The organism is Pelotomaculum sp. FP (genome assembly GCF_004369245.1).
Taxonomy (GTDB): Bacteria; Bacillota; Desulfotomaculia; order Desulfotomaculales; family Pelotomaculaceae; genus Pelotomaculum_C; species Pelotomaculum_C schinkii.
Map to the genome: position 1 here is coordinate 25,104 of NZ_QFGB01000001.1, position 26,157 is coordinate 51,260.

Genomic DNA, 26,157 nt, shown 5'->3' on the forward strand with positions numbered 1-26,157 from the left:
AACTATTCCTTGTGATCTTTATTTTGCTTATGCACAGCAAAGTCAGCAGGCGGCAGGGGCGGTTCCTGAGACTTTGTTCCTGTCATTGGCGCCACACCTATAAACTGCTGGCCCGGGCAAACAAATCCGCCTGGAACGCCGCATTGCGAACCGCCGAAGACAAAGGGACTGCACGGCTGTCCAAATACGAAAGGACTGCACGGCTGTCCGAACTGGAAGGGACCGCAGGGTAGTCCGAATTGGAAGGGACCACACGGCTGCCCGAATTGGAAGGGGCCGCAGGGCTGCCCGAACTGGAAGGGGCCACAGAAGAAGATGGGACATGCTCCGCCACCGGATGGGAAACTAGGCACATAGCTGCCCGGGCAGGCAAACGAGAAAGTACAGGTATCCGGGGGCCTGCAGATATAGCTCCTGGCGCAGGAGAAACCGGGGAAGCCGGTGCAGGCGATCTCAGCTTTAGGCGTTTCACCGGCATACGTTTGCCCGCTTCCCTGCGGCCCTGCAAAGCCGTAAAATTGTGTGCCCGCACAACCATAGGTAATGGGGCACTGGGAACCTCCCTGGGAAGGCGCGTAGCTGCCGCCCGGGCAGGCAAAGGCGCCTGTGCAGTAGTCCGGCGGCCTGCAGATGTACGATTGCCGGCAGTTGAATTGGAAGCCGGAACAGGCGATTTGAACCTGAAATTTATCCTTTAGCTGTTGGGCTAACTGATCCATATCCTCCCCGGTTAAAGATCGCTTCAAAGTGTCCCAGATAATTTGAACAGCGCTGACAGGGATGATCCCGACTCCCTCTTCTGTTTCCATACGTAATAAAGTTTCATCTACTGCTACAATGGTCCCGGCTATTATTCTTCCGTTAACCAGTTCAAGAACAATTTTTTTCCCTTGACTGGCTTTCAATTGTTCCAACAAGTTGAGCCACTCCTTTAAATAAATTCATCCTGCTGCCAGAATATGTTTGCAGCTATGATTTGGTGTAGGATAGTCGCCATGCCGGCAGCGGCGCCACGTATCATGAAAACACCTGCGATTTTAATCGCACACGGCGCGCCAGCGCCAAACTCGTGTGGCTAATGTCATATTTGCGCAAATGAATTCGCACCCACATTTTTGGGATATCGCTCCATATGCTTAACACATTTTCAGAGTTGGATGGATTACTATTGCATTGTTTTAAGTGCAAAAAAATACACCCGGTGGGTGTGTAATCAAATACTATGGTTGTGTAATCAAATACTATGGTAAGGCTGTTCCTCATATTTGGACCGATCCTCACTGGTCTCAACAGCTTTACTGTGAAAACCGGCCCTTTCATAGTAGGCGGCCAGCGCAGGGACCTGGACCACTGCCATTTCCGGATAACGGAGCGCCGTAAGTTTGCCGCCCAATACGCAACCCTGGTCAATGTCTATGGTATTGTTCACAAACAACGCCTCAGGCACGGGGGTATGCCCGTAGACAACCAGAGCATCCCCCGAGTAGTCCCCGGCCCAGTCTCGCCTGACCGGAAGGCCTTCGTCCGTGACCTCCCCTGTGGTATCTCCGAAGAAACAGAAGTTTTTCACCCGTTCCGTTACCTTCCCAATCATTTCTTCTGTGATACCCCCGTGCGACACCACGAGTTTACCATTATCAAGAACCAGGTACGGAGGAGCCTGGCGGTATAGGGAGAGGAAGTTTTCCTTCAAATGCCGCCTTTCATCCTCCGGCAGTTCTTTTATTTCAGCTACTGTTTTTTCCAGGCCGTGGGCGATCTTGATGTTTCTTCCTTCCAGAAAGCGAGCAAGTTTCAGGCAGTGATTGCCCGGCACATAGAGGGCGCTGCCGGCGTCGACCATGGCCTTCACCAGCCAGAAGCATTTCAGGCTGTGCGGCCCTCGGTCGGTCAGGTCACCCAGAAACACCATCCTGCGACCTGCCGGGTGAAAAAAACGGCCGAAACGCCTAAGATAACCCAGTTTACCCAGAAGCATAATCAGTTCATCATAGCAACCGTGCAGATCTCCAATCAAGTCAAAAGGCCCCGGATAAGTTGCCTCAAAGCTTCGTATATTCACCTTGAAATCAGGGTCCTGCAGGTCCTCCCGGGAAAGCGTTAAGACCTGGTTAAAGCCTTCTTCCTCCGCTGTTTGCAGAGTTCTGCCAAGCTGCCTGCTCATAGCTCCGATCACCTTGCGGGGCACTTGCCGCTGCCGGCCCGCATTGCATTCCAGACAGACCGGCTCAGGAGTATTGAATATCAGGAGCGCCACGTGGAATTTGTATTTTCTGCCTATGGCCAGGAGTTCACTGCGGGCCCGCCGGGTCAAGGCGGTTGAGTCAGCGACCGTTAAGCGCCCGAGAGCCAGGCGGTATTCAATGAGAGAGCGGAAGAGTTTGAACGCCTCTTTAGAGGCGGAGATATTTGTCTCATCATCGCTGACGAGAAGTCGACAGCGGTCGGAGGATACTACAGCCGTCTCCTCAAAGTGACTCAAGGCAAAAGTAGATTTACCGCAACCCGGCGGCCCGCTTAAAACCAGGAGGGTGTTGTTTGGTATAGATATGGACGGCATTTTATGCAGCCTCCCCTTATATGCCTTAAGTTTTGCCTAAAGTCCGCAAGTCTATCCAAAAAGGAAGCAAGGGGACGGTTCTCCTGCTTCCAAAGCAATGCTTTGGAAGCAGGAGAACCGTCCCCTTGCTTCCCGAACTTAACCTTTTTTTGGGGCGGCTTCCTTGACCAGCTTGTCCTTTTCGGCGCCGCAGCTTTTACATTTGGCGGGCTTACACCTTGCCTCCAGGACAGCGCCGCACGCAGCGCATTTAAAAACTGCCATCAGAGTTCACCACCTTCCGCTGCTCTTCTAATCTCTTTGATCGACCGCGCTATGTCTCTCCCGCCGAATACGGCTGAACCGGCCACCAGCACAGTAGCCCCGGCTTTGACCACAGCCGCTGCCGTTTCGCGGTTAATGCCCCCGTCCACCTGGATTTCGGCGGCCAGGCCGCGCTCCTCCAGCATCTTTTTGACGACCCGTATTTTGGGCAGCACCTCGGGTATAAAGGTCTGTCCGCCAAAACCCGGGTTTACCGTCATCAATAAAACCAGGTCAACCAGCGGCAGGATATATTCAATGGCTGAGGGAGGAGTGGCCGGATTCAAGGCTATACCCGCAAGAGCGCCTTGATCCTTGATCAAAGACAGCGTCCGGTGGAGATGCGTTCCTGTCTCTGCGTGGACGGTGACCAGGTCCGCCCCGGCCTTGATAAAGTCTCCTATATAAAGATCGGGGTTCTCAATCATCAGGTGCGCGTCCAGGCACATCTTTACTTTCGGCCGCAAAGCTTTAACCACCAGCGGCCCGATCGAAATATTGGGCACGAAATGACCGTCCATAACGTCAATGTGCAGATACTCCGCCCCGGCTTCCTGCGCTTCCAGCACGTCTGCCAGCAGCGCTGTGAAATCGGCGGACAAAATAGAAGGGGCCAGCTTTACCACGCTTAGTATCTCCTCCTTTCCTTTAAATCATTTAAAAACTCCAGGTACTGCAGGTAACGCGACTGCTGGATGGCGCCGGAATCAACGGCCTTTTTAACCGCACAGCCGGGCTCCTGGTCATGCAGGCACCCGGTGAAGTAGCACTCCCCCTGCAATTGGGCTATTTCCGGAAAATGACCCGCCAGGTCCTCCAGCTTCATATCAGGTAAATCAAGGCTGGAAAAACCCGGTGTATCAACCACCAGACCCCCTGCAGGCAGGCTAATCAATTCCACATGCCGGGTTGTGTGTTTTCCTCTTTTGGTCTTATCGCTGATCGTCCCTGTTTTAAGCCTGAGGCCTGGTATTAGAGCGTTAAGCAGGGTGGACTTGCCGACTCCGGACGGCCCGGCAAAAACCGAAACCCTGTTCTGGAGCGCCTGAAGCAACTCGTTTAAACCATCACCGGTTTTGGCGCTGGTCACCAGGACACGAAAAAGCTGCCCATACCTGGCAACAAACTCAAGCTGGGTATCCCCGTCAAGGTCTGATTTGTTAAAACAGAGTATGGGTTCTATATGGTTAACCGAAGCGGCGATGAGAAAACGATCTACCAGACCCGGGTTGGGCTCGGGCTCTCTGAGGGCAAAGACCATCACGGCCTGGTCGACGTTGGCTACCGGCGGCCGCACCAAAGCGTTGGTCCGGGGCAGCACTTTCTCAACCACTCCGGCCCGCCCGTGGCGCGGGGTCAATTCTACCCGGTCACCCACCAGCACCTGCTGTTTCTCGTGGCGGAAACGCCCCCTGAGCGAGCACTCCCACTCTGTTTCACCGGCAAGGACGTAATAGAAACCACCGTAGGCTTTGACAACTATTCCTTCCATCATTCTGCCGCTGCTATTCAATTGTTTTCTCAGAAAACAGCTCATTATCGATATACACCTGGACCACCGCTTTTCCGTAGCACTGAATATCTTTAACGACCTTTTTCCCCGGTTGCTCGGTATTGACGTAGACAGTGCTGCTTCCTCTGACGTCATTGACCACGATTTTAACCTCATGGGTTTTATCGTCATCCTTAACTCTGAATTCCACCCTGTACGTGCGCGGGGATGGGCCAGGCCCGTTGCTGACAGTTACCTGGACCGTCGAGCCTTCTACCACAGCTGTACCTTTGTCCGGGCTCTGGCTGATAATCTGCCCCTCCATGTAGGCAGCACTGGAAGCCTTGGTAAAATTGTCGTCCAGCTTTAGCTTTACTTTATCCAGTGCCGACCGGGCCTGTTCCACGGTCTTGCCTGCCAGGTCGGGCACTTGAATGTCGGCCGGCTGTGGTCCTTTGCTCACATACAGGGTAACCCCGGAGCCTCTGGACAGTTTGGTGTTGGGTTCGGGGTCCTGGTCCATCACCACCCCCTCCGGGTATTCGTCGGAATAGCGTTCCTGCTGGGGTTCGGCAACATTGAGCTCATTTTGACTGATTTTGATTCTGGCATCGCTTACAGAGTACCCTACAACATCAGGGACAGTCCTGACTTCCGGACCCTGGCTGACCGTAAGGGTTACGGTACGGGTAACCTTGACGCTTGTTTGCGCGGGAGGGTCCTGGGAAATCACCCGGCCCGCCTGTACGGTCGGGTGGGCGCTCAAGGTAATCTGAATATTTTTTTCTTTTATACCCTTGGCCAGGAGTTCGCTCTTCGCCTCTTCCTGGGTCATTCCTTCCACCGCGGGCATTGGAATCTCCGGAACATTTATATAAAGCTGAAAGGCGGCAACTCCTGCAGCCAGTAAGCCCAGGGCCACCAGCGCCGCCCACAACCAGGCCGTACGGCGTCTGCCCGGATTATTCTGTTCGGGCGCCGGCGCAGCGGGTGGGGGAGATAAGTTTCCTCTGGTTATTGTCGGGATCACTCTGGTGGCAAATTCATCGTCTGTATCAGCTTTGACCGCCTTTTGGAAAACCGGTTTAGCTACCTTATCCAGATCCAGGGACAGCTGCCTCGCCGTCTCATAGCGCTCCACCGAATTTTTAGCCATTGCCCGCGCAATGATGCTTTCAAGCATGGGTGAAACTGCCGGGTTAAGGCTGGAAGGGTGGGGCGGCGCCTCCCGGATATGTTTGAGGGCTACGCCGATGGGCGTTTCTCCCTCAAAAGGAAGTGCGCCGGTAACCATTTCATATAATACTATACCCAAAGAATAGATATCGGAACGGGGACCCGCGGTTTCTCCCCGTGCCTGCTCAGGAGAGATGTAATGAACTGATCCTACGATAGTGTCGGTTTGGGTCAGTGTGGCGGTTGTCGCCTCCTTGGCAATACCAAAATCAGTCAGCTTGGCCCGCCCTTCCCTGGTTATCAAGATATTCTGGGGCTTTACGTCCCGGTGCACAATATTGTTTTCATGGGCATGCTGGAGGGCGTCACTAATCTGCCGGGCAATTTCCACCGCTCGCTCAGTCTGGATTGTACCCTGCGCCCTGATCAAATTCTTCAGGTTGTCTCCTTCAATATACTCAATGACCAGGTAGTGGACCTTGTCCTCCCAACCAACGTCGTAAATGCTGACTATGTTCGGGTGGGAAAGGCTGGCAATGGCCTGGGCCTCCCTGCGAAACCGTTGAATGAAATCCTCATCGCAAGTGAATTCAGGCCGGAGAACTTTGATGGAAACCAGGCGGTTCAATAAGGTATCCCGTCCCTTATAAATGATAGCCATACCACCGCCGCCCAGCTGTTCCAGGATTTCATACCGGTTCCCCAATAGTTTCCCGATCAATCTATTCACCCCTAATTCATTATGTAAAGAGTCCTGTGCCCATTGATCCGGTTATGCGATGCGCCATTATGCATTCTGATGTAATCTTACCACGACTCGCGCCAAAGCAGAAGGCTGTTGCTATTTTAACTTAAAGCTCTGGAGACAATCTCTGTTTTACGAAACAGTCCTCTTTCCTCCAGCCGGCTTGCTAGTAGCCGGCCGCCACGGCAGCCGCAAGGAGACTTCCCGCCACAGGCGCGGCCACTGCGCCGCCCGAACCGGCATTTTCCAATACTACCGCCACTGCCAATCTCGGCTGGTCAGACGGGGCAAAACCGATGAACCAGGCGTGTGTTTGTCCCTGGGGGTTTTGGGCGGAGCCGGTCTTGCCGGCCACCTGCATGCCGGAAACAGCCGCGGCCTGGGCAGTACCGTTTTTGACCGCGCTTGTCATCCCGGCTTTAATTTTTTCCGCTATCTCCGGGGTGGTCGCAGTCAACCAGGTTCGCGCCACTTGCTGCTTTACCGTTGTTCCCAGAGAATCTTTGACTGTATCGACCAGATAGGGCTGCATGATGATACCCCTGTTGGCTATGGCCGCGGCAGAAAGCGCCATCTGCAGCGGGCTTACCAGTACTTCCCCCTGGCCGATGGCGCTGCTGGCCAGTTCGGTGGGGGTCATCGCCCCGGCGGCGGCCATTGTCCCGGCACGGGCGGGAATACCTACCGGAGGCTCCTGGAGCAATCCGAAAGCTTTGACAGCCCTTTGAAAACCTTCCGCCCCGGCTATTAAACCGAGCTGGGCAAAAGTTGTGTTGCAGGAAACAGCAAGCGCTCTGGTCAAGTCAACCTCGCCGTGCGCGGCTGTATCATCAAGCTTGAAGCCGTTCACCACCAGATAGCCGGGGCAGTCAAACCTTTTTTCAGCCAGGCTCAGGTCGGTCGCCAGCGCCGCAGCCGCGGTAATGATTTTAAAAGTCGATCCGGGCGGATAGGCGCCCTGGGTTGCTCTGTTGATAAGGGGCGCCTGTGGGTCCTGCAGCAGCTGGGGCCAGATATCTTCCAGGCGGTTGGGGTCGTAGCTGGGGCTCGAAGCCATCACCCGCACTGCCCCGGTCCTGGGATCCAGCAGTACCACTGCCCCCCGCCGGCCGCCCAGCAAATCCATGGCCAGCTTTTGCAGGGCTGAATCCAACGTCAGGGTAACGTCGCCGCCCAGCTGTTCCCTGCCTAAGAGCCTGTTGAGCAGGTTTCTGAAACGGTCGGCGCCTTCCATACCCAGAAGGTTGCGATCGTAAGCTGATTCGAGCCCGGCACGGCCGTAACGTTCATTAATGTACCCGATAATCTGAGCCGTGTTTTGACCGGCCGGGTAGACCCGCCTGTTCTTACTCTGGCTGTAATCGCTTTTGGCCAGGGCTGCCCCTTTGGTGTCATAAATTGTACCCCTTCTTACCTGGGCCTCGTATTCCTGATAGCGGCGGTTGTAAGGGTTGTCCGCCAGAGCAGGCCCCCTGTACAACTGCATATAGGATAGATATATCACCAGAACTGCCAACAGCCCCAGCAACAGGTAACCCAGTTTTAAAATATTGTGTTTCATAGGCGCATTTCTGCCTCGTGAGATATGTTTAACAATAGTCCCAGCAGGATAAAGTTGGCAACCAGGGAACTGCCGCCGTAGCTCATATAAGGGAGGGTTACCCCGGTAAGCGGCAGCATTTTGGTCACTCCCGCCAGAATGATAAAAGCCTGCAGGCCCAGGAGCGCGGTCAGTCCCGCAGCCGCCAGGGAAGCAAAATCGTCTTTGGTCTTAAGAGCAATTTTAATCCCGCGGTAAACAAAAATCATAAAAAGTATAATGACGCTCACACCGCCGGCCAGTCCCATTTCTTCGCATATGGCAGCGAAAATGAAGTCGGTATGGACGGCAGGTATCAGGTTGGGGAAGCCCTGCCCCAGGCCGGCGCCGGTTACCCCACCTGAACCGATGGCAAAGATGGACTGGATAACCTGGTACCCGGTTGTATCAATAAGGGGCCACGGGTTGAGCCAGATTTCAACCCTGGAACGCACGTGGTCAAAAAGAAAATAACTCACCGACGCCCCCGTCAAAAAGAGCCCCATGCCAAAAACAGCGTAAACAATGCGGGAAGTGGCCACATAGATCATAGCCAAAAAAGTACCGAAATAGATCAGGGCTGTACCCAGGTCTTTCTGGAAAACCAGGAGCAAAAGCGATACTCCCCACATCACCACCAGCGGCACCCATTCCTGCGGGCTTGGAATATTGAGCCAGCCCACACTCCTCGTACCTGCGGCCAGAGCCTCCTTGTTTTCATCCAAAAAGCTGGCCAGGAAAAGGACTACCAGTATTTTTACAAACTCAGAAGGTTGTAACTGGAAGAGGCCGAAGTCCAGCCAGCTTTTGGCCCCGCCTTGCTCCCTGCCGAAAAATATGGGCAAAATCAGGGCCACCAGTCCCACCAGGGCATAGATATATTTATAGTCGCCAAGAAACCGGAAATCTTTTAGCAGCCTGGTGGTCAGCAGCAGCGCCAGCAGCCCGGCCAATAGCCATATAAACTGGCGCGTTCCATAGGCGGGGTTGAGCCGGAACAAAAAGACGAGACCTGTAGCGGAAAGAACCGCAGTTACCGGAAGTAAAAAGCAATCACCCTTAAAACCCGTAAAATGCCAATAAATATGCACCAGGAAAAAACCTGCAACCGTCGCCAACCCTGCTTGCAGCGCGATGCGGCCGGTCGCGCCGGGCATGGTCAGGAAAATCACCAGCATTCCGGCCAGGGTATAAACCCCGGTCAGGAAGAGCAGCTTTTGCTCGGCCTTGCGGCTCCCGAAAAGAGAGGCGGCATTGGACAACAAGCCCGGCCTGTCATGGTCCGCAGAATTCATGCAATACCTCCGTAGATGTAAATACGATGCTGGTTGTCATTTTTTGTGGGTCTTTTCGGAACTAGTAATTTGGTATAATCTTGAATTATGACGTCCCACTAAATTTCCAGCAGAATTACCGTTATATTATCCTTCCCCCCGGCGCCCAGCGCCTTATCCACAAGAACACGGGCAGCGGTATCCAGGTTGGGTGAAGTGCGGACGGTGAACATAATTTCTTCAGGGCGAAGGTACCCTGTGAGCCCGTCTGTACAGAGCAGCAGCAGGTCGCCCGGGCCTACCTTGTGAAGATAAAGATCAACGGTTAAGGAAGGCGCAATCCCTAAAGCCCTGGTCAGGACGTTGCGTTGCGGGTGCTGCAAGGCCTGTTCCTCCGTTAGCCCCCCGTTTTTGACCAATTCCCGCACCAGAGAATGGTCCTCGGTAAGCTGCGCGATCCGGCCTTCGCGTAACAGGTAGGCCCGGCTGTCTCCTACCTGGGCTATATAAATTACTTCCTCCCGCTTTAAGCAGGCCGTGAGCGTAGTGCCCATACCCGCCCACTGCTGGTTGCTGCCTGCCAGTTCAAATATCTTGCGGTTTGCTCCTTGAACTGCGTTAACCAGAGCATGCTGCGGGAATTCTCCGTTTTGCAGCCGCTTGCCAAGGTCCTGCTCCAACATTTGCAGCGCTGTGGCGCTCGCCACCTCACCGGCCAAATGACCACCCATCCCGTCGGCTACGGCAAAGAGGCCGATTTCCGGCGAAACACAAAGGCTGTCTTCATTAAGAGACCGGACCAGACCTCTATCAGTTAGCTGAGCCCACCTCATGTCCCCACCTCACAAACTGAAAAATAATGCCTCCGATTTTGATTATGTCTCCGTCTGCCAGCAGAGTAGGCTGGTCAATCTTGACCTCGTTTAAAAACGTGCCGTTGGTGCTTTGCAAGTCCTCAAGCCAGTACTGCTCTTCGTTAAAAAAGACCCTGGCGTGTCTGCTGGAAGCAAACGAATCCCTGATCAGGATATCACTGGCTTCCCCCCGGCCAAGCAGGTTTTGCCGGCCTAAGGGCAGGAAATCCCCGGGCCTGAAATCAGGGGAGGCGCTATCCTTTACAGCCAGCAGAGCGCCGCCACTGGTGGCATTGCCTACCCCTGCCGGCTGCCCGGTTTTTTGGCGCAGGCCGGAATAGTGGCGCCTGGTTTGTTGAAGGTCGCCAACCATCCATTTAACCAGCCTGAAGATGAACACCAGCAAGAACACCAGGAAAATGTAGCGCAAAGCCATAATCGCGATATTTAACAATGTTATTCCACCTTAAAGGAGCAGGTTGTTGTCCCAAGTATAACCGTATCACCCGGTTCCAGGACCTTTGTCCCGATTCTGACACCGTTAACCATGGTACCGTTGGTGCTTCCCAGGTCCACGATTGTATACCGCCCCCGGTGCAGTTCCAGCCTGGCATGGCGGCGGGATACACTGCTGTCGTTAAGGACGATGTCACAGCTTTCATGCCTTCCCAAGACAATAGAAGCCGCCTTAAGCTGAAAAACCTTTCCCCGGTCGGGCCCGTCATTCACCCGCAGGGATCCGCAGGCGGGTGATACTGCTTCCCCCCTGGAATATTCCTTGACCGGGCGAAAACGCTGGGTATGTTCGATAGGTTTCTCATCCGGGGCCGTATGCTCCTTTTCGGGAGGAGATTCACTGAATTCACCGGCTATCCGCAGTCCCCCGGCAGGCAGTGCCTGGTCCTGTTCAAATTTCACAGACGGCGGACCGGTCAGCGTGTATTTTTTTTCTGCCGCCTTCTTGGTAACATAGTCCCCGAGCTCTTTGGCCAGCAGCGAGCTAAAAGTGGCTATGTTTTCACAATCGGCGGGATGAAGGAAAACAGTGTACAGGTTTGGTACGTATATGTTTCTAATACTGACCCGCCGTGCGTCCCTCATCTCGCGAGCCAGTTTTTTGGCGATATCGACAGGTTGGACGCGGCCGCCAAAATTATCCTTAAAAAAACTATCAATGTATTTTTCCAGGCTTCCCTCCAAGCCGGAGAAAACCCCCATAGACGCTCACCACTCCTTCAATACGCTAACAGCAGGTGCGAATTCCTTCGCACAGACCCCGCAGAGATGCAGTAGATACAAGCATTAGTAGAACTCCCTTAAACTGCTTCGCAGTGCAAGTGCGATTGAAATCAGTGTTGGACCATACCAGCAACCGTACACATAATAAAGTGTAGAAGATTTTATTAAGGCGCCAGTAATCTGCGCCGCAGTTGCCCGCAGGCGGCATTGATGTCGGCGCCCAGTTTTCGGCGGACGGTGACAGCAATACCATGGCGCTCGAGAACACCTTTAAAAAGTTCAACCTGCGCCTGTGCAGAAGGTACGACACCCCTCTCGGCAACCGGATTGGCCGGGATCAGGTTGACATGGCACAGCATTCTTTCAAGCAGGCGGGCCAATTGCAGCGCCTGTTCCTCACGATCATTGATCCCTGCGATCAGGGCATACTCAAAGGTTACCCGCCTGCCGGTTTGTCCGGCATAATCGTGACAGGCCGCTATCAGCTCTTTCAGGGGATACTTTTTATTGATAGGCACGAGAGTATCCCGCAGGGTATCTTCGGGGGCATGCAGAGAAACAGCCAGGGTCAGGGCCAGCTTCTCAGCAGCCAGAGCTCTAATGGCCGGGACCAAACCACAGGTCGATACGGTGATGTGGCGACCGCTGATGTTTAAGCCGTATACGGCGGTGATATTGGTAATAAAATCAAGAGTAGCCCGGTAATTATCAAGCGGTTCGCCCGAACCCATCAAGACCACGTGGCTCACCCGCTCTCCGGTGTCCTGCTGGATCCCGAGGACCTGATCATACATTTCGCCGGAGCTCAAATTCCTGACCAGTCCCCCCAGTCCGGAGGCACAGAGGCGGCATCCCATCCGGCACCCCACCTGGGTTGAAACGCAGGCGGCGCTGCCATAGTCATGCCTCATAAAAACACTCTCAACCGCCTCACCATCATGCAGCCGGAAAAGGTACTTGATGGTGTCCCCCTGTTGGGCGACCTCTCTGGTATGGATCTCCGGGTGGCTGAGCCAGGCGGCGCCTGCTATCCGTTCTCTTAAATCCTTGGAGAGATTGGTCATTTCCCCGAAGCTGGATACACCCTTCTTAAAAATCCATTCAGCTGCCTGTTTGGCCCGGTATTTTTCAACCCCTAGCCCGGTAAAAAAGACTTCAAGCCGCGGCAGGGTAAGGTCCCTCAGGTTAACCTTTGCTGCGCTCACTTTAGAATCCTTTCTTCTATGTCTATATACAAACTATTCTCCATCATTTTACCCGATCCTTTTTTCTCATTCTGGCGATAAAAAAGCCGTCCATACCATGGTCGCCGGGGTAAAGCTGGATGTAGCCGCGGCGCAAGGTCCCATTGTTGTCCAACTCGCCGGGCAGGGTTGTACCCAGTTCTTCCAACCCAAACTCCGGGTTTCCGTTCAGGAAATCTTCCACTTGCCCCAGGTTTTCTTCATGCGTTATGGAACAGGTGCTGTAAAGCAGGACGCCTCCGGCTTTCACACAGCGGGAAGCGCTTTCCAGAATCTGCGACTGCAGCTGAACGACAGCCGGGATCTCACCCGGGTCCTTGCGCCAACGGGCGTCGGGACGCCGTCTGAGCACGCCCAGCCCGGAGCAGGGGGCGTCGACCAGCACGAAATCAGCCTGTCCATGCAGTCCGGCGGGCAGCTCTCTGGCATCACCGGCAGCCGCCTCTACTATTCCGATCCCCAGCCTGGCACAGTTTTCTTTAATCAGGTCCAGTTTATGGGGGTGGATGTCAAAGGCGAGGATCCTGCCCCGGTTTTCCATCAACTGGGCCAGGTGGGTGGTTTTCCCTCCGGGAGCGCCGCAGGCGTCAATTACAAATGAGCCGGGCAGCGGCATGAGCGCCCTCCCGGCCAGTATGGAGCTCTCGTCCTGGACCTGGAAGAATCCCTCCCGGAAGCTGTCAAGTGAACCAAGGGAGAGGAATCCCTCTATATACAGGCCTTCCGGAGCAAAGCCGGTTTTAACAACCGACAGTCCTTCCCGGGTGAGCCTGTCCGCCAGGCCGTCCCTGTTAATTTTTAGAGTGTTGGTGCGTATGGTATTGGGGGCGGGCTCGTTGTCGGCACGGCAGATGGCAATAGTATCCTCAAGTCCAAATTCTTCCATCCAGCGTTTGATCAGCCAGACAGGGTGGGAGTATTTCAGCGCAATATGCTCCACCGGGTTCTCCTCCAGCGCCGGGTATTTAATGTCGCCAAGCCGCCGCGCTACGTTGCGCAGCACTCCGTTGACAAAGCGTACCACCCCCTGGTGGCCGTATTGGCGCGCCAGTTCCGCCGCTTCATTGCAGGCTGCGGCAGGAGGCACCCGGTCCATAAACATCAGCTGGTAAACGCCGAGCCTCAAGATGTTGCGCACAGCCGGCGACTGGCGGGCCAGGGGCTGGCTGACAAACTGGGCCAGGACCCAATCCAGCGTGTTCAGGGAACGCAGAGCGCCATAGGACAGCTCTGTGGCAAAGGCCCGGTCAAGCTTGCCGGGCCTGTATTTTTCAAGGACCTTATGCAGTGCCAGGTTGGCATAAGCGCCATCCTGCTCAACATCTATGAGTACTCTTAGCGCCAGTCCTCTGGCTGATATTTTGGGCAACCACGCTAACCCCTTCCATATTGTCGTTTATGCCTATGTCCTTCCCTGTCCCCGTGAGAGGCTGCCACCTGTCATGTATAAAAAAACGGACTGCCTCCTCCACTTTGGAAAGGGTTATATTCGTGTTAAAACAGGGTCCAAATGGCCGTTCGTTGGCGACACCAAGGACCGGAAGCGGGTTTGAGTCCTGAATGCCGCTGGTCAGGTCACGTTCACAGGCTATCGCGACTATGGCCCGGGGGCGGTATTCCTGCACAAATTTGCGGGCCAGGGTCCCGCCGGTGGCCATACCCACCTTAATACCATAGCGGTCCCTGAGGTCAAGCAGGCTGTTGACCGGACATCTCCCGCAGCGGTGGCAGTTGTCGATATCAACCGTAATCTTATGCGGGCAATCACTGTTCTGCAGGCAGTGAGGCGCCAGCAGCAGGAGCTGGTCCGGCAGGATATTCAACTCCTTGGACCTGACCAGGTGGTTGTTGACTTCAATAAATGAACTTTTAATCCTGTTCACATCAATATGAAAAATCCTGCCGAGGGTAAGGACAATAGGAAAGAAAAGGCTGACGGCAATCCGCATCGGGCCGTGCAGGGCGTTAATATCCCTGGCATAGAGGATGGTCAGGACTATTCCGCCAATGCCAAAAGCGGCTACGACCATCCCGCCAAACAGCATGCCTGCCAGTGTCAGCAGCAGGATCTGGTTAAACGCCGTCCTGTTGGGGTTAGTGGCCAGGTAGTATATACCGCCCAGAAAGAGGGCCGCCGACAGCAAGCTGACGGCGAGAAGGCCTATAAATAGCCTTTTGCGCACCGGAATTAAGTTGCTTACGAACATTTGGGATCACCTCCGGTGTTCATCTGCTACCCAGCACAGTTCCAGCCGGGAGTGGGTTGCCTCTGACAAAATCCGCCGCGCTCATGCGCTTGCCGCCCTGCAGCTGAAGTTCCTTGAGCAGGAGCAGGCCCTGCCCGGTACCAACCGTGATCCCATCCCGGCCGGCGGCCAGCGCCTGGCCTGGAACGTGACCCATAGCGTCCTCATCCAATACCTCCGCCCGCCATAATTTAAGTACCCTGCCCCAAAGGGTAGTACGGGCGCCCGGCCAGGGGTCCATACCCCTGATCTGGTTAAATAAATGACGTGCGGGCCTCGCCCACGCAACTATTTCATCCTCAGCCCTAAGCATGGGAGCGTAAGAAGGCTCCCCGGACTGCGGCGCGCCTGCAAGCTCGCCTCTGCCGGTCAGGGCAAGCCCCTTCAGCAGTAACCGCGCGCCAAGGGCGGCCAGTTTATCGTGGACCGCTCCGACATTCTCTGTCTCACGAATCGGCACGGCCTCCTGAAGGAGAACTGCGCCGGTATCCATTCCCTCGTCCATACGCATGATAGTTATCCCCGTCTCCCTTTCCCCGTTCATAACAGCCCAGTGCAGCGGGGCGGCCCCCCGGTATTTCGGCAGCAGGGAAGCGTGTACGTTGACGCAGCCGTATACGGGAAGATAAAGAACAGCCGGGGGAAGGATGCGCCCGTAGGCAGCTACCACAATTATTTCCGGCGACAGTTTTTTTAAAACCTCAATAAAGTCCGGATCTTTAACCCGCTGAGGCTGAAGAACCGGGATCTGGAAAGCTTGAGCGGCGACTTTAACCGGGGACGCCGCCTCCTTTTTACCCCTTCCCCTGGGCCGGTCAGGCTGGGTTACAACAGCAGCAAGGTCGTGGCCGGCTTGTACCAGGGCTTGCAAGGTGGGGACCGCGAAATCGGGGGTCCCCATAAATACAACCCGCATCTGCAACTCCTCTAATCTTCCTTGTTCTTGATTTTTGATATATTTTTCGCGCGGTCTATGAACAGCACCCCGTCGAGGTGGTCGATTTCGTGCTGGAGGGCTCTGGCAAAAAAACCCTTTGCCTGGAGCCGGCATTCCTTGCCGTTGCGATCAAGTGATTTTACCTCAACCAGGGTTGCCCTGGCAACTTCCCCCATCAGTCCGGGGATGCTGAGGCAAGCTTCGTTATCAATTTCCTGCCCTTCGGAGCGGACAATTTCCGGGTTAATCAGCTCGTGCAGGCCATCCCCGGTATCCACAACGATCACCCGTTTGGATATCCCGACTTGGGGAGCGGCCAGACCAACGCCTTTCGCCATGTACATAGTCCTGGCCATATTATCCAGAAGCTTAATGATATTGGGGGTAATTTTGGGCACCGCCCTGGCTTTTTCTCTCAGGACATCGTCTCCCAATTCAACAATACTATAAACAGTCAAAACCGGAGCCTCCTTTAAACCATACCCTGTGGGTTAATATCTACGTGGACGGACGGCTTAAAAGCCGGTCGTTCCTTGTCCAGAATATTTAAGGCTTCTTTGATCACATCTTTCAAAGTATTGCGGCGCGGTCCTTTCAGTACCAACTGCCAGCGATACTGCCCCTTGAGCCTGCTCATTGGCGCGGGCGCCGGGCCCAGGACATCGATAGGGACGTTTACACCTGCCGCTATTTTCTCCAAAATTTCTTTAGCCAGCAGCGCTCCCTTTGTTAATGTTTCCTCGTCGGTATGGGTCAACAGCAACCTGGCCAGGTGACTGAAGGGGGGGTAATCCAGCGCGCGCCGGACCGGCGCCTCGCTCCGGTAAAAGCTCCCGTAATCGTGAGCCGCCGCAGCTATGATACTGTAATGGTCCGGTGTGTATGTCTGAATCTGGACCTCTCCGGCCAGACTGCCGCGCCCGGCCCTGCCGGCAACCTGCGTCAAAAGCTGAAAAGTACGCTCGGCGGCCCGGAAATCCGGCATATGCAGAGTCGTATCCGCATTGATTACACCAACCAGGGTTACCTTCGGCAAATCCAGGCCCTTGGCAATCATCTGGGTACCGATCAAGATGTCGGTGTGACCGTCCCGGAAAGAACTGATAAGCCTTTCATGCGCTCCCCGGCGGGAGGTCGTATCGCTGTCCATGCGCAAGACTCTCGCCTCCGGGAACAAGCGCCGCGCCTCTTCTTCCACCTTCTGGGTGCCCACGCCGAAATGCCTGATCTGATCACTGCCGCAGCGGGGGCACAGGACAGGCCGGTTCGTGCTGTAGTTGCAGTAATGACAGCGCAGGGTGCCGTCCAGGTGATAGGTCAGGGATATGTCGCAGCTCGGGCACTTGATCACAAGCCCGCACTGGCGGCATACCACAAAGTTGGCATAGCCCCGCCGGTTTAAAAACAGGATCACCTGCTCGTGTCTTTCCAGACGCCGGTTTATGGCTTCGACCAGGGGTACACTGAATATGCCCCGGTTGCCCCGTTTTAATTCATCCCTCATATCGACCACCTGCACCGGCGGGAGGGGGTGGTTGTCAATCCTGACGGGTAGTTTGAGGAGGCGGTAGAGGCCGCCTGGCCCGGCCCTCAGGTAGGATTCCAGAGACGGAGTGGCGCTCCCCAGGATTACTACCGACCCGGACTGCTGCGCTCTTTTCAGGGCCACTTCCCTGGCGTGATAGCGCAGGTGATCATCCTGCTTGTAACTTGACTCGTGCTCTTCATCGATAATAAAGAGTCCAGGCCGGGGCGCCGGCGCAAATACTGCCGAACGTGTGCCCAGGACCACCGGAGCTTCACCACTCTTGACCCGCCGCCAGGCCTGGTACCTTGCCGTACCGGCCAGGCCGCTGTGCAGTACCGCTACCAGGCTGCCAAAGCGCGCCCGAAAAAGTTCGATCATCTGAGGGGTCAGCGCAATCTCCGGGACCAGAGCCACCGCCTGGCGGCCTTCCTGCAACACGGCAGCAATGGCCCGCAGGTAAACCTCGGTCTTGCCGCTGCCGGTAACCCCATGCAGCAGAAACACGCTGAACCTGCCGGCCTTTAAGGCGCCCTCAATCTGCTCTAAGGCTGTTGCCTGATCCGCATTAAGCCGCAATTCGCCGTAACCGGCTGTGAACTGCGGTCCGCCATACCCGGGGGGCGCCTGGGACGTATTGTTAACAGCCGTCAAATACCCTTTCTGCACCAGCAATTCCACTGTTTTGCCGGTAGTTTCCGCAGCAGCCGCCAGTTCCTTTACAGTTAGCCCCGGACTGGCCATGGCTGTCCGCAGTACGGCTGCCTGCCTGGGCGCGCGGGCCAGGGAGGCGGCTGCTTGTTCAAGTTTCTCCCCGTCAAGGGCGGGAATGATCCTTCTTACCCCGCGGCCTGACTTTACCTGCAGGCGGGGGGAAAGAATCCGCTGCAACGCTTCAGCGGTGCTGCAGAGATAACTTTCCGACATCCAGCGGGCCAGCTCTAAAAGCTCCGGGCTGAAGACAGGCTCCTCGTCCAGTACCCCGGCTATTTCTCTGATATTAACCTGGCTCTCCGGCGCCCCGAAACCGACCACATAGCCCGTCAAACACCTTTCCCTAAAAGGGACAAGTACCCGTGCGCCAATTTGCAGAACGTTCTCAAATTTCTTGGGTACGGCGTAATGGAACACACGGTCAGTCTTCCTGACAGCCAAATCGACGATTATCTCGGCATAGAGACCGTTTTTTACCATTATACCCTCCAGGGAACATGTTTACAAATACCAGCCTTATTATAACAAAAAAGGCGCCGTACCGGCAGGGTCAATCCTTATTCCCGTACCTCTTTTAATCCTGACGCGCCGGCTTATGATTGGAGCACAATGCTGTCAACTCCCGCGTACCGGGTTCCATATTGTGACGTCTCAGAACAAGCGGCCATACGCCTTTTTCGGGCCTGGTGAACCTTTTTCCGTCAGCTTTACGCACGATGAGCACGCCCCTATCCATTTTTCCTTAGTTTATCATCTTGTTCCGTCGCTTAATCCCCACAAGCAGCGACATCAACGTAGGACATACTGGTAGCGATAGATCATATGGATTATGGCATAAAAAAACATGTATTTTCCGCCTGAAGCAAAACAACATAAGGGATATAGGTTTTTTAGGAGGAGATTTATGTCTACATGCAGGATCGCGGCGGTTTTATTAATCATTTGCACGGTGGGATTTATGAGCGGTACAGCCGGCGCCAACTCTGAATATAAGGAAAACCAGCTACAAAATGGTGTAAGGGAAATGTTTGAGGCCCGCGCCCTGGCTATAATTACCGGCGCTGACCCGGCGCCTGCCCTGACCTTTTACGAAACCTCGGAAACACTGGGGCTCTGGGCGCAAATCCATGAGCGCGAGCGGTTGGACTACGTCCAGCAGTGGGCGAATAAAAGAGGTGTACATTTTACTGAAGCGAAATCATCGCTGAGCATCCCCTGGTACAGGATGGAAGGGAATTACGCCGAGCTGTTGGTCAACGAGACCCTCCAACTTGGCTATGTTTATCCCGGCAGTCCCACTGTCAACCGCTTTGGTACAGGCTCCAGGCATTGGTTAAAGCTGGTGTGCCGGGGGAGCAAGTGGTTAATTCTGCAGGACTTTTATACCGATGGTCTGGGTGATAATTTCCAGGTCCCCAACCCCACGCCGGCAGACAGCGCCGCAGTGGTAGGGCAGCTGGGGAAAAGGCCTGCAGCAAAAAATAGTACACCGGTAGTTTTCGACCGCGAAGGAGCTGTTCGATATGCCGATAAATACGCCGGGCTGGCCTGGGGCGCCGGCAATGACAATAGTTATAACCGGAATTACCGCGATTTTAATGACCGTGGCGGAGACTGCGCCAACTTCGTATCCCAATGCCTGGGTGACCAGGATGGCGGCAAAATGGTAATGGACGACCTCTGGTATTATGACCGGCAGGAAAATGCCGGGAGCCAAAGCTGGGTGCGGGCTGAGTCCTTCGGCGACTGGATTCTCTACAGCGGGAGGGGGCGGCGGCTGGCGCGGGGAACTTTCTCTGAATTAAATCAACCCACCAGCAAATTTCCGGGGGGAGCTGCCCGGGAGTTGGCGCCGGGGGATGTTATCGGTTATGGAGAGACGGGTTATTCCAGGCACCTGGCTATAGTCGTGGGGACCGACTCACAAGGTTATCCCCTGGTCAACGCCCATAACGTTGACCGCTACCATTGCCCATGGGATATGGGTTATGACAAAACAACGGTTTTTCATCTTTATCAGGTGAACGACTAAAAATGAAGTATTGTATTTACTGGCTGGATGCTCTCAAGTTAAGCGCCTCATCCAAGATCCGGTCAGCCAAAGTTTTCTTATCCATTTTGGGCAACTGGACAATAATTTGTCCCGGATAAACCAGTTTTACAATATTAGTATCAGAACCAAACTCCGCGCCTGGCCTGGTCACATCGTTGGCGACCAGGAGATCAAGATTTTTCATCTCCAGCTTGCGGAGAGCATTTTTTTCGAGCTCCTTGGTTTCAGCCGCAAAGCCCACCAGGAGCTGGTGGGTCTTTCTCCGTCCCAGTTCTGCCAGGATATCCGGGTTTTTCTCGAGCTCTATGGTCATTTCATCCTGATTCTTTTTGATTTTATGCTGAGCGGCTTCTTTAGGTCTATAATCTGCAACGGCAGCTGATTTAACAACCACATCGACGTGGGGATAATTTGCCAGCACGGCGTCAAACATTTCCCTGGCGGTCTCCACTCCAATAAACTCGACCCCGTGGGGCGGTTTCAATGCGGTTGGGCCGCTGACCAGAATAACCCTGGCCCCCCGGCGCAACGCGGCGCCTGCCACCGCGTAGCCCATCTTACCCGAACTGCGGTTGGTCAGGTAGCGCACCGGGTCAATTGGTTCGACAGTTGGGCCTGCCGTTACCAGCACGCTCATGCCGCTCAAATCTTTATTAGAAGCCAAAAGGACTTCTATATTTTCTTGAATAGCTTCTATCTCGGCCAACCTGCCAATCCCTTCCACCCCGCAGGCCAGCCTCCCCCGGCCTGGTTCGACGAAATGATAGCCCAATTCCCGTAAAACAGTCAGGTTGCGCTGGACAATCGGGTTTTCGTACATGTTTTTGTTCATAGCCGGGCAAAAAAGAACCGGACAGGCAGCGGCTGTTATAACGGTGGACAGGAGGTCGTCGGCAAGACCAACTGCCACCTTGGCAATCATATTGGCGGTGGCGGGGGCAACAACGATCAGGTCGGACTGGGTTGCAAGCTCAACGTGTTGAACGTTCCAGCCGGAGGCCCGGTCAAAGAGATCGGTGTAGACCCGGTTGTCCGTAAGCACCTGAAAGGTAAGAGGCCGGACAAATTCCTGGGCCGACCTGGTCATAACCACATGGACCTCCGCGCCGGCTGCTTTAAGATTGCTTGCCAATTGGGCAACTTTAAAAGCAGCTATGCCGCCGGTCACTCCCAGGGTGATCGTTTTTCCAGCCAGCATGGGCTTCCTCCTATCTAAAAATGCAGGTGCGAATTCATTCGCACAAAAGTCACTTGATACCAGCGTGGGTTCTTTTGTATCCAACTCTGTTGCTGGCTATTTCCTTCAGGGCGGCAGTTACCGGTTTACTGGAAGCTTCGTCGGCCTTGGCGCTTCCCCTCTCGGTCAGTATCCTGGCCCGCTTGGCGGTAACCACAACCAGGGTATACCGGCTGTCAACCTTTTCCATTAGCTCATCAAGAGTTGGTGCATTCATAGCGTTCCTCCATCTTCAAAAAAATCTAACCGCCCAACTGGGAGAGATGGTCAATGATTGGCTGCAGGCGCCAGGTACGGCACTTTTCGGCTAATATGATAGCCTGGATGTTATCAATTGCCCTTCTAATACTGTCATTTACTACGATGTAGTCGTAGCCGGCCGCCAGTTTCATCTCCCCGGCCATACATTGCAAACGTTTTTCAATTTCTTCCCGGGAATCCGATTTCCTGCCAAATAAGCGCTGCTGCAGCTCTGTTCTGGATGGAGGGGCAATAAAAATCAGCACCGCCTCAGGCAGTTTTTTCTTAACCTGAAGGGCGCCCTGGATATCAATTTCCAATATAACGTCGTTACCCCGCTCAAGGGCTTCCAGGACAAAATGCCTGGGTGTGCCATAATAATTTCCGTAAACCTGAGCCCACTCAAGAAGCTGGCCCTCGTCAATCATTTTATTGAAGATGTCCCGTTCCAGGAAGAAATAATCAACCCCATCCGCCTCGCCGCCCCTGGCCTGTCTGGTAGTGGCAGAAATGGATACGATTAAGGTTGGGATTTCTCGCTGCAGCGCTTTCACGATAGTCCCCTTACCGGCCCCCGAAGGACCGGATATGATCAATAATAAACCTTTTTTACGCACAACTAATTCTCCATGCTTTATTCGCCGGGTTCCTCAGTCTGTACCGGAGCGTCTTTGGAAACCAGGCGATGGGCCACTGTTTCCGGCTGTACCGCGGAAAGGATAATGTGATCGCTGTCGGTGATGATAACCGCCCTGGTCCGGCGTCCGTAGGTTGCATCGATCAGCATACCCCGATCGCGGGCTTCGGTTATAATCCTCTTAATGGGGGCAGATTCCGGGCTTACAATAGCTATAATGCGGTTGGCCGATACGATATTGCCAAAACCGATGTTAATTAATTTAATCTCCATACTGCTTCCCCCTTAATACTTTCTATTATTATTCTATGTTCTGTACTTGTTCTCTTATTTTTTCCAGCTCGCTTTTTGCTTCAACCACTGCCCGGCTTATTTCCAGGTCGTTTGCCTTTGAAGCGATAGTATTGATTTCCCTGTTCATCTCCTGGATCAAAAAATCCAGCTTTCTTCCCACTGATTCTCCTGCTGTCAGGCAGCTTTTCAGCTGCTGCAAATGGCTCTCGAGGCGAACGTTTTCCTCGGTTATGCTGGAGCGCTCCGCAAAGATCGTGGCCTCGGCGGCCAGCCGGTCGGGAGTTATAATACCATCACGCATGTAATCATTCAAACGGGCGACCAGTCTCTCCCGGTACTCCTCCACGACAAACGGCGAGCGCTCCCTGATGCTCTGGTTGAGATAAAAAAGCCGCTCCGACCTGCTTAAAAGATCCCTTGCCAACTGCTCACCTTCCACCATCCTCATGCGGACCAGGTTATCAACCGCTTCTTCCACCGCGTTCTGAATGGAAGGCCACCATTCTTCGACATCATCGGCAGGTTCCTCCACGGTCACCACCCCGGGTAAGTCAACCAGCTGTTGAAACTGTATTTCTCCACCAATGCCAAGGGTTTCCTGGAGTTCTTTCATTGCATTATAATACGCCGCAGCAAGGGCTTTGTCAACTTTCACTGTGGCGTTTTTTTCCCCGCACTCCTCCACTCCGAGAAAGCCATCAACCCGGCCACGGGCGATGCGGGCCTGGATGAACCGGCGGATCCGGTCTTCCAGGGGGGAAAGTGAGCGCGGCAACCGTAAGACAACCTCATTATAGCGATGGTTGACCGCTTTCAGCTCGAAAATGAATTTTTTCCCGGCAGTAACAGCCTCTCCACGGCCGTAGCCGGTCATGCTTTTAATCAATTCAACACCACCTGTCAGTTGATACCAGCACAGCAACAATAAAAGTCCATAACCAAAACCCATCTAATGGAAACATTCCCCAATCGGGGACATTTTAATCGGGGACATTCCTTCATTCTTTAAAGGTCTGTCCCCACTACTCATTATTATTGGCAATTACCATGAAATTATTTTTCTACCCAAAAAAAGAAAATCCTTTTCATAAAGACAAAAACTCCAGTATTTCAAGGAAAAATACTGGAGTCTTATTCTATCTAATTTGTTCCATCAGACTGGAAATACGGTCCAGGCCCTCCTTGATGTTTTCAATGGAACACGCATAGGACAGACGGAAGTAGTCGTCATTCCCAAAGGCGACACCAGGCACCACGGCAACACGCGCTTCTTTCAATAACAAAGCTGCAAGGTCAGTGGCGTTATGAATTAAGGTTCCTTGATAGGATTTTCCAAAATAGTTCTTTACGTTGGGGAAAAGGTAAAATGAGCCGTTTGGCCGGATGCAGCTGACACCTGGAATCGCCCGCAACCGCTCCAGCATGTAATCCCTTCTATGGTGAAACTCTACTCTCATGAGTTCGGTGGGTGTCTGGTCTCCGGTCAGAGCCGCCACGCTGGCCGCCTGGGCGATGGAATTAGGGTTTGACGTGGAGTGGCTCTGCAGGTCTCCCATGGCTTTGGCCACTATGGCGCTGCAGGCGGCGTAACCGATCCGCCAGCCGGTCATGGCATAGGCTTTTGATACGCCGTTGATAACCATGGTACGCTCTTTGAGTTCAGGAGAAATGGAGGCTATGCTTTCATGCCTGTCACCGCTATATATCAGCTTAGCATAGATTTCATCGGACAAGACCATAAAGTCGTACCGGGCGATAACCCCGGCCAGTTTTTCAAGTTCCTCTCTGCTATATACAGCCCCGGTGGGGTTGCTGGGGCTGTTCAGGATCAATAGCCTGGTACGGGAATTAATGGCGCCTTCAAGTTCGTCCGGCGTCAACTTAAACCCGTTTTCTTCCCTGGTGGCTACAATCCGGGCGGTAGCGCCGGACAGCTTGATTTGTTCCAGGTAGCTTACCCAGTATGGAGCGGGAAGGATTACTTCGTCACCTGCCTGCGCCAGTACCTGCATGGCGTTGTAAAGGGTGTGCTTAGCCCCCGATGATACAACGATCTGCTTTGGCTGGTAGTCAAGCCCCTGGTCAATCTGAAACCTGTGACAGATAGCCTCTTTTAGTTCTTTGGTGCCCGAAACTGCTGTATACTTGGTTATACCCGAACGGATTGCCGCGATGGCCGCTTCTTTAATATGGTCGGGTGTATCGAAATCCGGTTCCCCGGCCCCAAAGGTAACCACACTGTCACCGTTTGACTTCATCTCTTTAGCTTTCGCGTCGATCGAAAGGGTCGGGGACGGACTGATATTTAACGCCCGGTCAGCTAGTTTCACAGGTACTTCCTCCTTCGTATATATGAGGGCCGGCTTGTTATAAGCCAATATAAATTATGTTTCCCGGCCTTCGTGGTTCGATTAGCAGCTACCGTGTTCAACCAGGCGCTTAAATTTAATCTTGCGACTTCACAGTTCTGCCTTGCATAGCTTAAAGCTCTTTGAACCACACTGTTCAATAATTTAATGTAAAAATACTTTATGGAACAATCCGTTAAAACGAAACCCGGCCAATATTTGCAGCCAACCTGTCCAGCGCTTCCCGGATCCGTTGTTTCTCAATAGTCAGGGCCATCCTGAAATACCCCTCTCCGTTTTGGCCATACCCGATGCCCGGGGTGATGACTACGCCTGCCTGTTCCAGTACCAATTCGGCAAAGGACGCGGAGGTATACCCTTTTGGGACCGGCGCCCATACATAAAAGGACGCCTTGGGTTTCGTCAGGTTCCAGCCGAGGCTGTTCAATCCGTCAACCAGAATGTCGCGGCGTTCCTGGTAGATTGCGTTCTGTCTATCAACAATTTCCTGTGAACCCGTGAGACCTGCCGCTGCGGCATACTGAACGGCCTGGAATACACCGGAATCTATGTTGGACTTGAGCCTGCCCAGAGCTTCAACCGCCTCCGGATTGCCTGCGGCCCACCCGATCCGCCAACCGGTCATGTTGTAAGTCTTGGATACCGAGTGAAATTCGATACCGACTTCTTTCGCGCCGGGAAATTCCAGAAAGCTGTGGGGCTTATAGCCGTCATAAGCAACGTCGGAATAAGCAGCGTCATGGCAGATCAGGATTTCATACTCCCTGGCAAAGTCAATGGCCCGGCGGTAAAAATCACCGCCGGCCACCGCGCCGGTTGGGTTGTTGGGATAGTTTAAGAAGATCATTTTGGCCTTTCTGGCCACATCGGGGGATATCGCGTCGAAATCGACCAGGTAGCCGTTTTCCTCGCAAACAGGTATATAATGGGGCGTGGCTCCGGCCAGAATAGCTCCGCCGGAATAGACCGGGTAACCCGGATCGGGCACCAGGACCGTATCTCCGGGATCGAGATAACACCATGATATGTGGGCGATACCTTCTTTGGAGCCAAGGAGGGACACAACTTCGGTACGGGGATCGAGCCCAACCCCGAAACGCTGGTTGTACCAGTAAGCCACAGCCTGGCGGTAGCTGAGCATACCGACCGAAGACGGGTACTGGTGGTTGGCAGGATTTCCGGCCTCTTTTATCAGTTCCTCAATAATATGGTCCGGTGTCGGGCGATCCGGGTCGCCGATACCGAGGCTGATTACATCGACTCCCTCTTCCTTTTTTGCGGCAATAAGATTCTCAATCCTGGCAAAAAGATAGGACGGCAGGTTGCGGATACGTTGCGCTTCTGTAAATTTCAACCTATACTTTCCTTTCATATATGTATTATCAAGGTCAAGCTAATTCAAGCTTACCTAATACATTTTATCACTGCGACCTCAACTT

Annotated in this window: 26 protein-coding genes; 1 reads left to right on the forward strand and 25 read right to left on the reverse strand. The window is 53.9% G+C overall.

Annotation, left to right across the window (positions count from 1 at the left end):
* Positions 1–2: 2 nt before the first annotated feature.
* The 18 genes from Psfp_RS00085 to Psfp_RS21390 all read right to left on the reverse strand — a co-directional run bounded on the left by Psfp_RS00085 (position 3) and on the right by Psfp_RS21390 (position 18,624).
* Complete coding sequence (locus Psfp_RS00085; protein WP_134216514.1) at positions 3–917, reverse strand: hypothetical protein; 915 nt, start codon at positions 915–917, stop codon at positions 3–5.
* Between the two features lie 317 nt (positions 918–1,234).
* Positions 1,235–2,560, reverse strand: coding sequence for an AAA family ATPase (locus tag Psfp_RS00090; RefSeq protein ID WP_192895204.1), 1,326 nt, complete (start codon positions 2,558–2,560; stop codon positions 1,235–1,237).
* A 138-nt stretch (positions 2,561–2,698) separates the two neighbouring features.
* Complete coding sequence (locus tag Psfp_RS00095) at positions 2,699–2,824, reverse strand: RCKP-type rubredoxin-like domain-containing protein (protein ID WP_134216515.1); 126 nt, start codon at positions 2,822–2,824, stop codon at positions 2,699–2,701.
* Positions 2,824–3,489 (reverse strand): ribulose-phosphate 3-epimerase, encoded by a 666-nt coding sequence (gene rpe / locus Psfp_RS00100; RefSeq protein ID WP_134216516.1) that lies wholly within the window; start codon positions 3,487–3,489, stop codon positions 2,824–2,826. The genes Psfp_RS00095 and rpe overlap by 1 nt, the downstream gene beginning before the upstream one ends.
* Positions 3,490–3,491: 2 nt before the next feature.
* Positions 3,492–4,400, reverse strand: a complete 909-nt coding sequence (gene rsgA / locus Psfp_RS00105) for a ribosome small subunit-dependent GTPase A (protein ID WP_243120397.1) — start codon at positions 4,398–4,400, stop codon at positions 3,492–3,494.
* Positions 4,369–6,261, reverse strand: a complete 1,893-nt coding sequence (pknB, locus tag Psfp_RS00110; RefSeq protein WP_243120398.1) for a Stk1 family PASTA domain-containing Ser/Thr kinase — start codon at positions 6,259–6,261, stop codon at positions 4,369–4,371. The genes rsgA and pknB overlap by 32 nt, the downstream gene beginning before the upstream one ends.
* A 181-nt stretch (positions 6,262–6,442) precedes the next feature.
* Positions 6,443–7,837, reverse strand: a complete 1,395-nt coding sequence (locus tag Psfp_RS00115) for a penicillin-binding transpeptidase domain-containing protein (RefSeq protein WP_134216518.1) — start codon at positions 7,835–7,837, stop codon at positions 6,443–6,445.
* Positions 7,834–9,150 (reverse strand): FtsW/RodA/SpoVE family cell cycle protein, encoded by a 1,317-nt coding sequence (locus Psfp_RS00120; protein WP_134216519.1) that lies wholly within the window; start codon positions 9,148–9,150, stop codon positions 7,834–7,836. Before Psfp_RS00120 ends, Psfp_RS00115 begins: the two co-directional genes overlap by 4 nt.
* A 98-nt stretch (positions 9,151–9,248) precedes the next feature.
* Positions 9,249–9,962: a Stp1/IreP family PP2C-type Ser/Thr phosphatase gene (locus Psfp_RS00125; RefSeq protein WP_134216520.1), complete on the reverse strand. Its 714-nt coding sequence runs from the start codon at positions 9,960–9,962 to the stop codon at positions 9,249–9,251.
* The gene (locus Psfp_RS00130) at positions 9,940–10,437 is read right to left on the reverse strand and encodes an FHA domain-containing protein (RefSeq protein ID WP_134216521.1); all 498 of its coding nucleotides are present in this window, start codon (positions 10,435–10,437) and stop codon (positions 9,940–9,942) included. The genes Psfp_RS00125 and Psfp_RS00130 overlap by 23 nt, the downstream gene beginning before the upstream one ends.
* A 2-nt stretch (positions 10,438–10,439) precedes the next feature.
* Positions 10,440–11,201 (reverse strand): DUF3662 and FHA domain-containing protein, encoded by a 762-nt coding sequence (locus Psfp_RS00135; protein ID WP_134216522.1) that lies wholly within the window; start codon positions 11,199–11,201, stop codon positions 10,440–10,442.
* A 185-nt stretch (positions 11,202–11,386) separates the two neighbouring features.
* Complete coding sequence (rlmN, locus tag Psfp_RS00140) at positions 11,387–12,427, reverse strand: 23S rRNA (adenine(2503)-C(2))-methyltransferase RlmN (protein WP_134216523.1); 1,041 nt, start codon at positions 12,425–12,427, stop codon at positions 11,387–11,389.
* 43 nt (positions 12,428–12,470) lie between these two features.
* On the reverse strand, positions 12,471–13,835 hold the full coding sequence (gene rsmB / locus Psfp_RS00145; RefSeq protein WP_134216524.1) for a 16S rRNA (cytosine(967)-C(5))-methyltransferase RsmB: 1,365 nt from the start codon (positions 13,833–13,835) through the stop codon (positions 12,471–12,473).
* Entirely contained in the window at positions 13,783–14,673 is an 891-nt protein-coding gene (locus Psfp_RS00150) for a DUF116 domain-containing protein (RefSeq protein WP_134216525.1), read from the reverse strand. The genes rsmB and Psfp_RS00150 overlap by 53 nt, the downstream gene beginning before the upstream one ends.
* Before the next feature lie 19 nt (positions 14,674–14,692).
* Positions 14,693–15,628 (reverse strand): methionyl-tRNA formyltransferase, encoded by a 936-nt coding sequence (fmt, locus tag Psfp_RS00155; protein ID WP_134216526.1) that lies wholly within the window; start codon positions 15,626–15,628, stop codon positions 14,693–14,695.
* Positions 15,629–15,639: 11 nt separating this feature from the next.
* Positions 15,640–16,107 carry a peptide deformylase gene (gene def / locus Psfp_RS00160; RefSeq protein ID WP_134216527.1) on the reverse strand — a complete coding sequence of 156 codons (468 nt, stop codon included), beginning with the start codon at positions 16,105–16,107 and terminating at the stop codon, positions 15,640–15,642.
* 14 nt (positions 16,108–16,121) lie between these two features.
* Positions 16,122–18,368, reverse strand: coding sequence for a primosomal protein N' (gene priA, locus Psfp_RS00165; protein ID WP_134216528.1), 2,247 nt, complete (start codon positions 18,366–18,368; stop codon positions 16,122–16,124).
* A gap of 94 nt (positions 18,369–18,462) precedes the next feature.
* Positions 18,463–18,624: a hypothetical protein gene (locus tag Psfp_RS21390; protein WP_192895205.1), complete on the reverse strand. Its 162-nt coding sequence runs from the start codon at positions 18,622–18,624 to the stop codon at positions 18,463–18,465.
* A 168-nt stretch (positions 18,625–18,792) separates the two neighbouring features.
* Between Psfp_RS21390 and Psfp_RS00170 the strand changes: the two genes are divergently transcribed.
* Positions 18,793–19,920: an amidase domain-containing protein gene (locus Psfp_RS00170; RefSeq protein ID WP_134216529.1), complete on the forward strand. Its 1,128-nt coding sequence runs from the start codon at positions 18,793–18,795 to the stop codon at positions 19,918–19,920.
* A gap of 16 nt (positions 19,921–19,936) precedes the next feature.
* Here Psfp_RS00170 and coaBC read toward each other — a convergent pair whose 3' ends face one another.
* The 7 genes from coaBC to Psfp_RS00205 form a co-directional block, all read right to left on the reverse strand.
* On the reverse strand, positions 19,937–21,139 hold the full coding sequence (coaBC, locus tag Psfp_RS00175) for a bifunctional phosphopantothenoylcysteine decarboxylase/phosphopantothenate--cysteine ligase CoaBC (protein ID WP_134216530.1): 1,203 nt from the start codon (positions 21,137–21,139) through the stop codon (positions 19,937–19,939).
* A 49-nt stretch (positions 21,140–21,188) separates the two neighbouring features.
* The gene (gene rpoZ / locus Psfp_RS00180) at positions 21,189–21,395 is read right to left on the reverse strand and encodes a DNA-directed RNA polymerase subunit omega (protein WP_134216531.1); all 207 of its coding nucleotides are present in this window, start codon (positions 21,393–21,395) and stop codon (positions 21,189–21,191) included.
* A 25-nt stretch (positions 21,396–21,420) separates the two neighbouring features.
* Positions 21,421–22,035, reverse strand: coding sequence for a guanylate kinase (gene gmk / locus Psfp_RS00185; protein ID WP_134216532.1), 615 nt, complete (start codon positions 22,033–22,035; stop codon positions 21,421–21,423).
* 17 nt (positions 22,036–22,052) lie between these two features.
* Positions 22,053–22,328, reverse strand: a complete 276-nt coding sequence (locus Psfp_RS00190; protein WP_134216533.1) for a DUF370 domain-containing protein — start codon at positions 22,326–22,328, stop codon at positions 22,053–22,055.
* A 28-nt stretch (positions 22,329–22,356) separates the two neighbouring features.
* Positions 22,357–23,235 (reverse strand): YicC/YloC family endoribonuclease, encoded by an 879-nt coding sequence (locus Psfp_RS00195; RefSeq protein ID WP_134216534.1) that lies wholly within the window; start codon positions 23,233–23,235, stop codon positions 22,357–22,359.
* Positions 23,236–23,485: 250 nt separating this feature from the next.
* On the reverse strand, positions 23,486–24,679 hold the full coding sequence (locus tag Psfp_RS00200; protein WP_134216535.1) for a pyridoxal phosphate-dependent aminotransferase: 1,194 nt from the start codon (positions 24,677–24,679) through the stop codon (positions 23,486–23,488).
* A 214-nt stretch (positions 24,680–24,893) separates the two neighbouring features.
* Positions 24,894–26,072, reverse strand: a complete 1,179-nt coding sequence (locus tag Psfp_RS00205) for an LL-diaminopimelate aminotransferase (RefSeq protein WP_192895216.1) — start codon at positions 26,070–26,072, stop codon at positions 24,894–24,896.
* Positions 26,073–26,157: the final 85 nt, after the last annotated feature.

Bases quoted from the DNA above. Each gene is read 5' to 3' on its own strand.
- Psfp_RS00090 (WP_192895204.1), bottom strand. From the start codon at position 2,560: ATGCCGTCCATATCTATACCAAACAACACCCTCCTGGTTTTAAGCGGG.
- Psfp_RS00095 (WP_134216515.1), bottom strand. From the start codon at position 2,824: ATGGCAGTTTTTAAATGCGCTGCGTGCGGCGCTGTCCTGGAGGCAAGG.
- rsgA (WP_243120397.1), bottom strand. From the start codon at position 4,400: ATGAGCTGTTTTCTGAGAAAACAATTGAATAGCAGCGGCAGAATGATG.
- Psfp_RS00115 (WP_134216518.1), bottom strand. From the start codon at position 7,837: ATGAAACACAATATTTTAAAACTGGGTTACCTGTTGCTGGGGCTGTTG.
- Psfp_RS00120 (WP_134216519.1), bottom strand. From the start codon at position 9,150: ATGAATTCTGCGGACCATGACAGGCCGGGCTTGTTGTCCAATGCCGCC.
- Psfp_RS00125 (WP_134216520.1), bottom strand. From the start codon at position 9,962: ATGAGGTGGGCTCAGCTAACTGATAGAGGTCTGGTCCGGTCTCTTAAT.
- Psfp_RS00135 (WP_134216522.1), bottom strand. From the start codon at position 11,201: ATGGGGGTTTTCTCCGGCTTGGAGGGAAGCCTGGAAAAATACATTGAT.
- Psfp_RS00150 (WP_134216525.1), bottom strand. From the start codon at position 14,673: ATGTTCGTAAGCAACTTAATTCCGGTGCGCAAAAGGCTATTTATAGGC.
- fmt (WP_134216526.1), bottom strand. From the start codon at position 15,628: ATGCGGGTTGTATTTATGGGGACCCCCGATTTCGCGGTCCCCACCTTG.
- priA (WP_134216528.1), bottom strand. From the start codon at position 18,368: ATGGTAAAAAACGGTCTCTATGCCGAGATAATCGTCGATTTGGCTGTC.
- Psfp_RS21390 (WP_192895205.1), bottom strand. From the start codon at position 18,624: ATGGATAGGGGCGTGCTCATCGTGCGTAAAGCTGACGGAAAAAGGTTC.
- Psfp_RS00170 (WP_134216529.1), top strand. From the start codon at position 18,793: ATGTCTACATGCAGGATCGCGGCGGTTTTATTAATCATTTGCACGGTG.
- coaBC (WP_134216530.1), bottom strand. From the start codon at position 21,139: ATGCTGGCTGGAAAAACGATCACCCTGGGAGTGACCGGCGGCATAGCT.
- rpoZ (WP_134216531.1), bottom strand. From the start codon at position 21,395: ATGAATGCACCAACTCTTGATGAGCTAATGGAAAAGGTTGACAGCCGG.
- Psfp_RS00190 (WP_134216533.1), bottom strand. From the start codon at position 22,328: ATGGAGATTAAATTAATTAACATCGGTTTTGGCAATATCGTATCGGCC.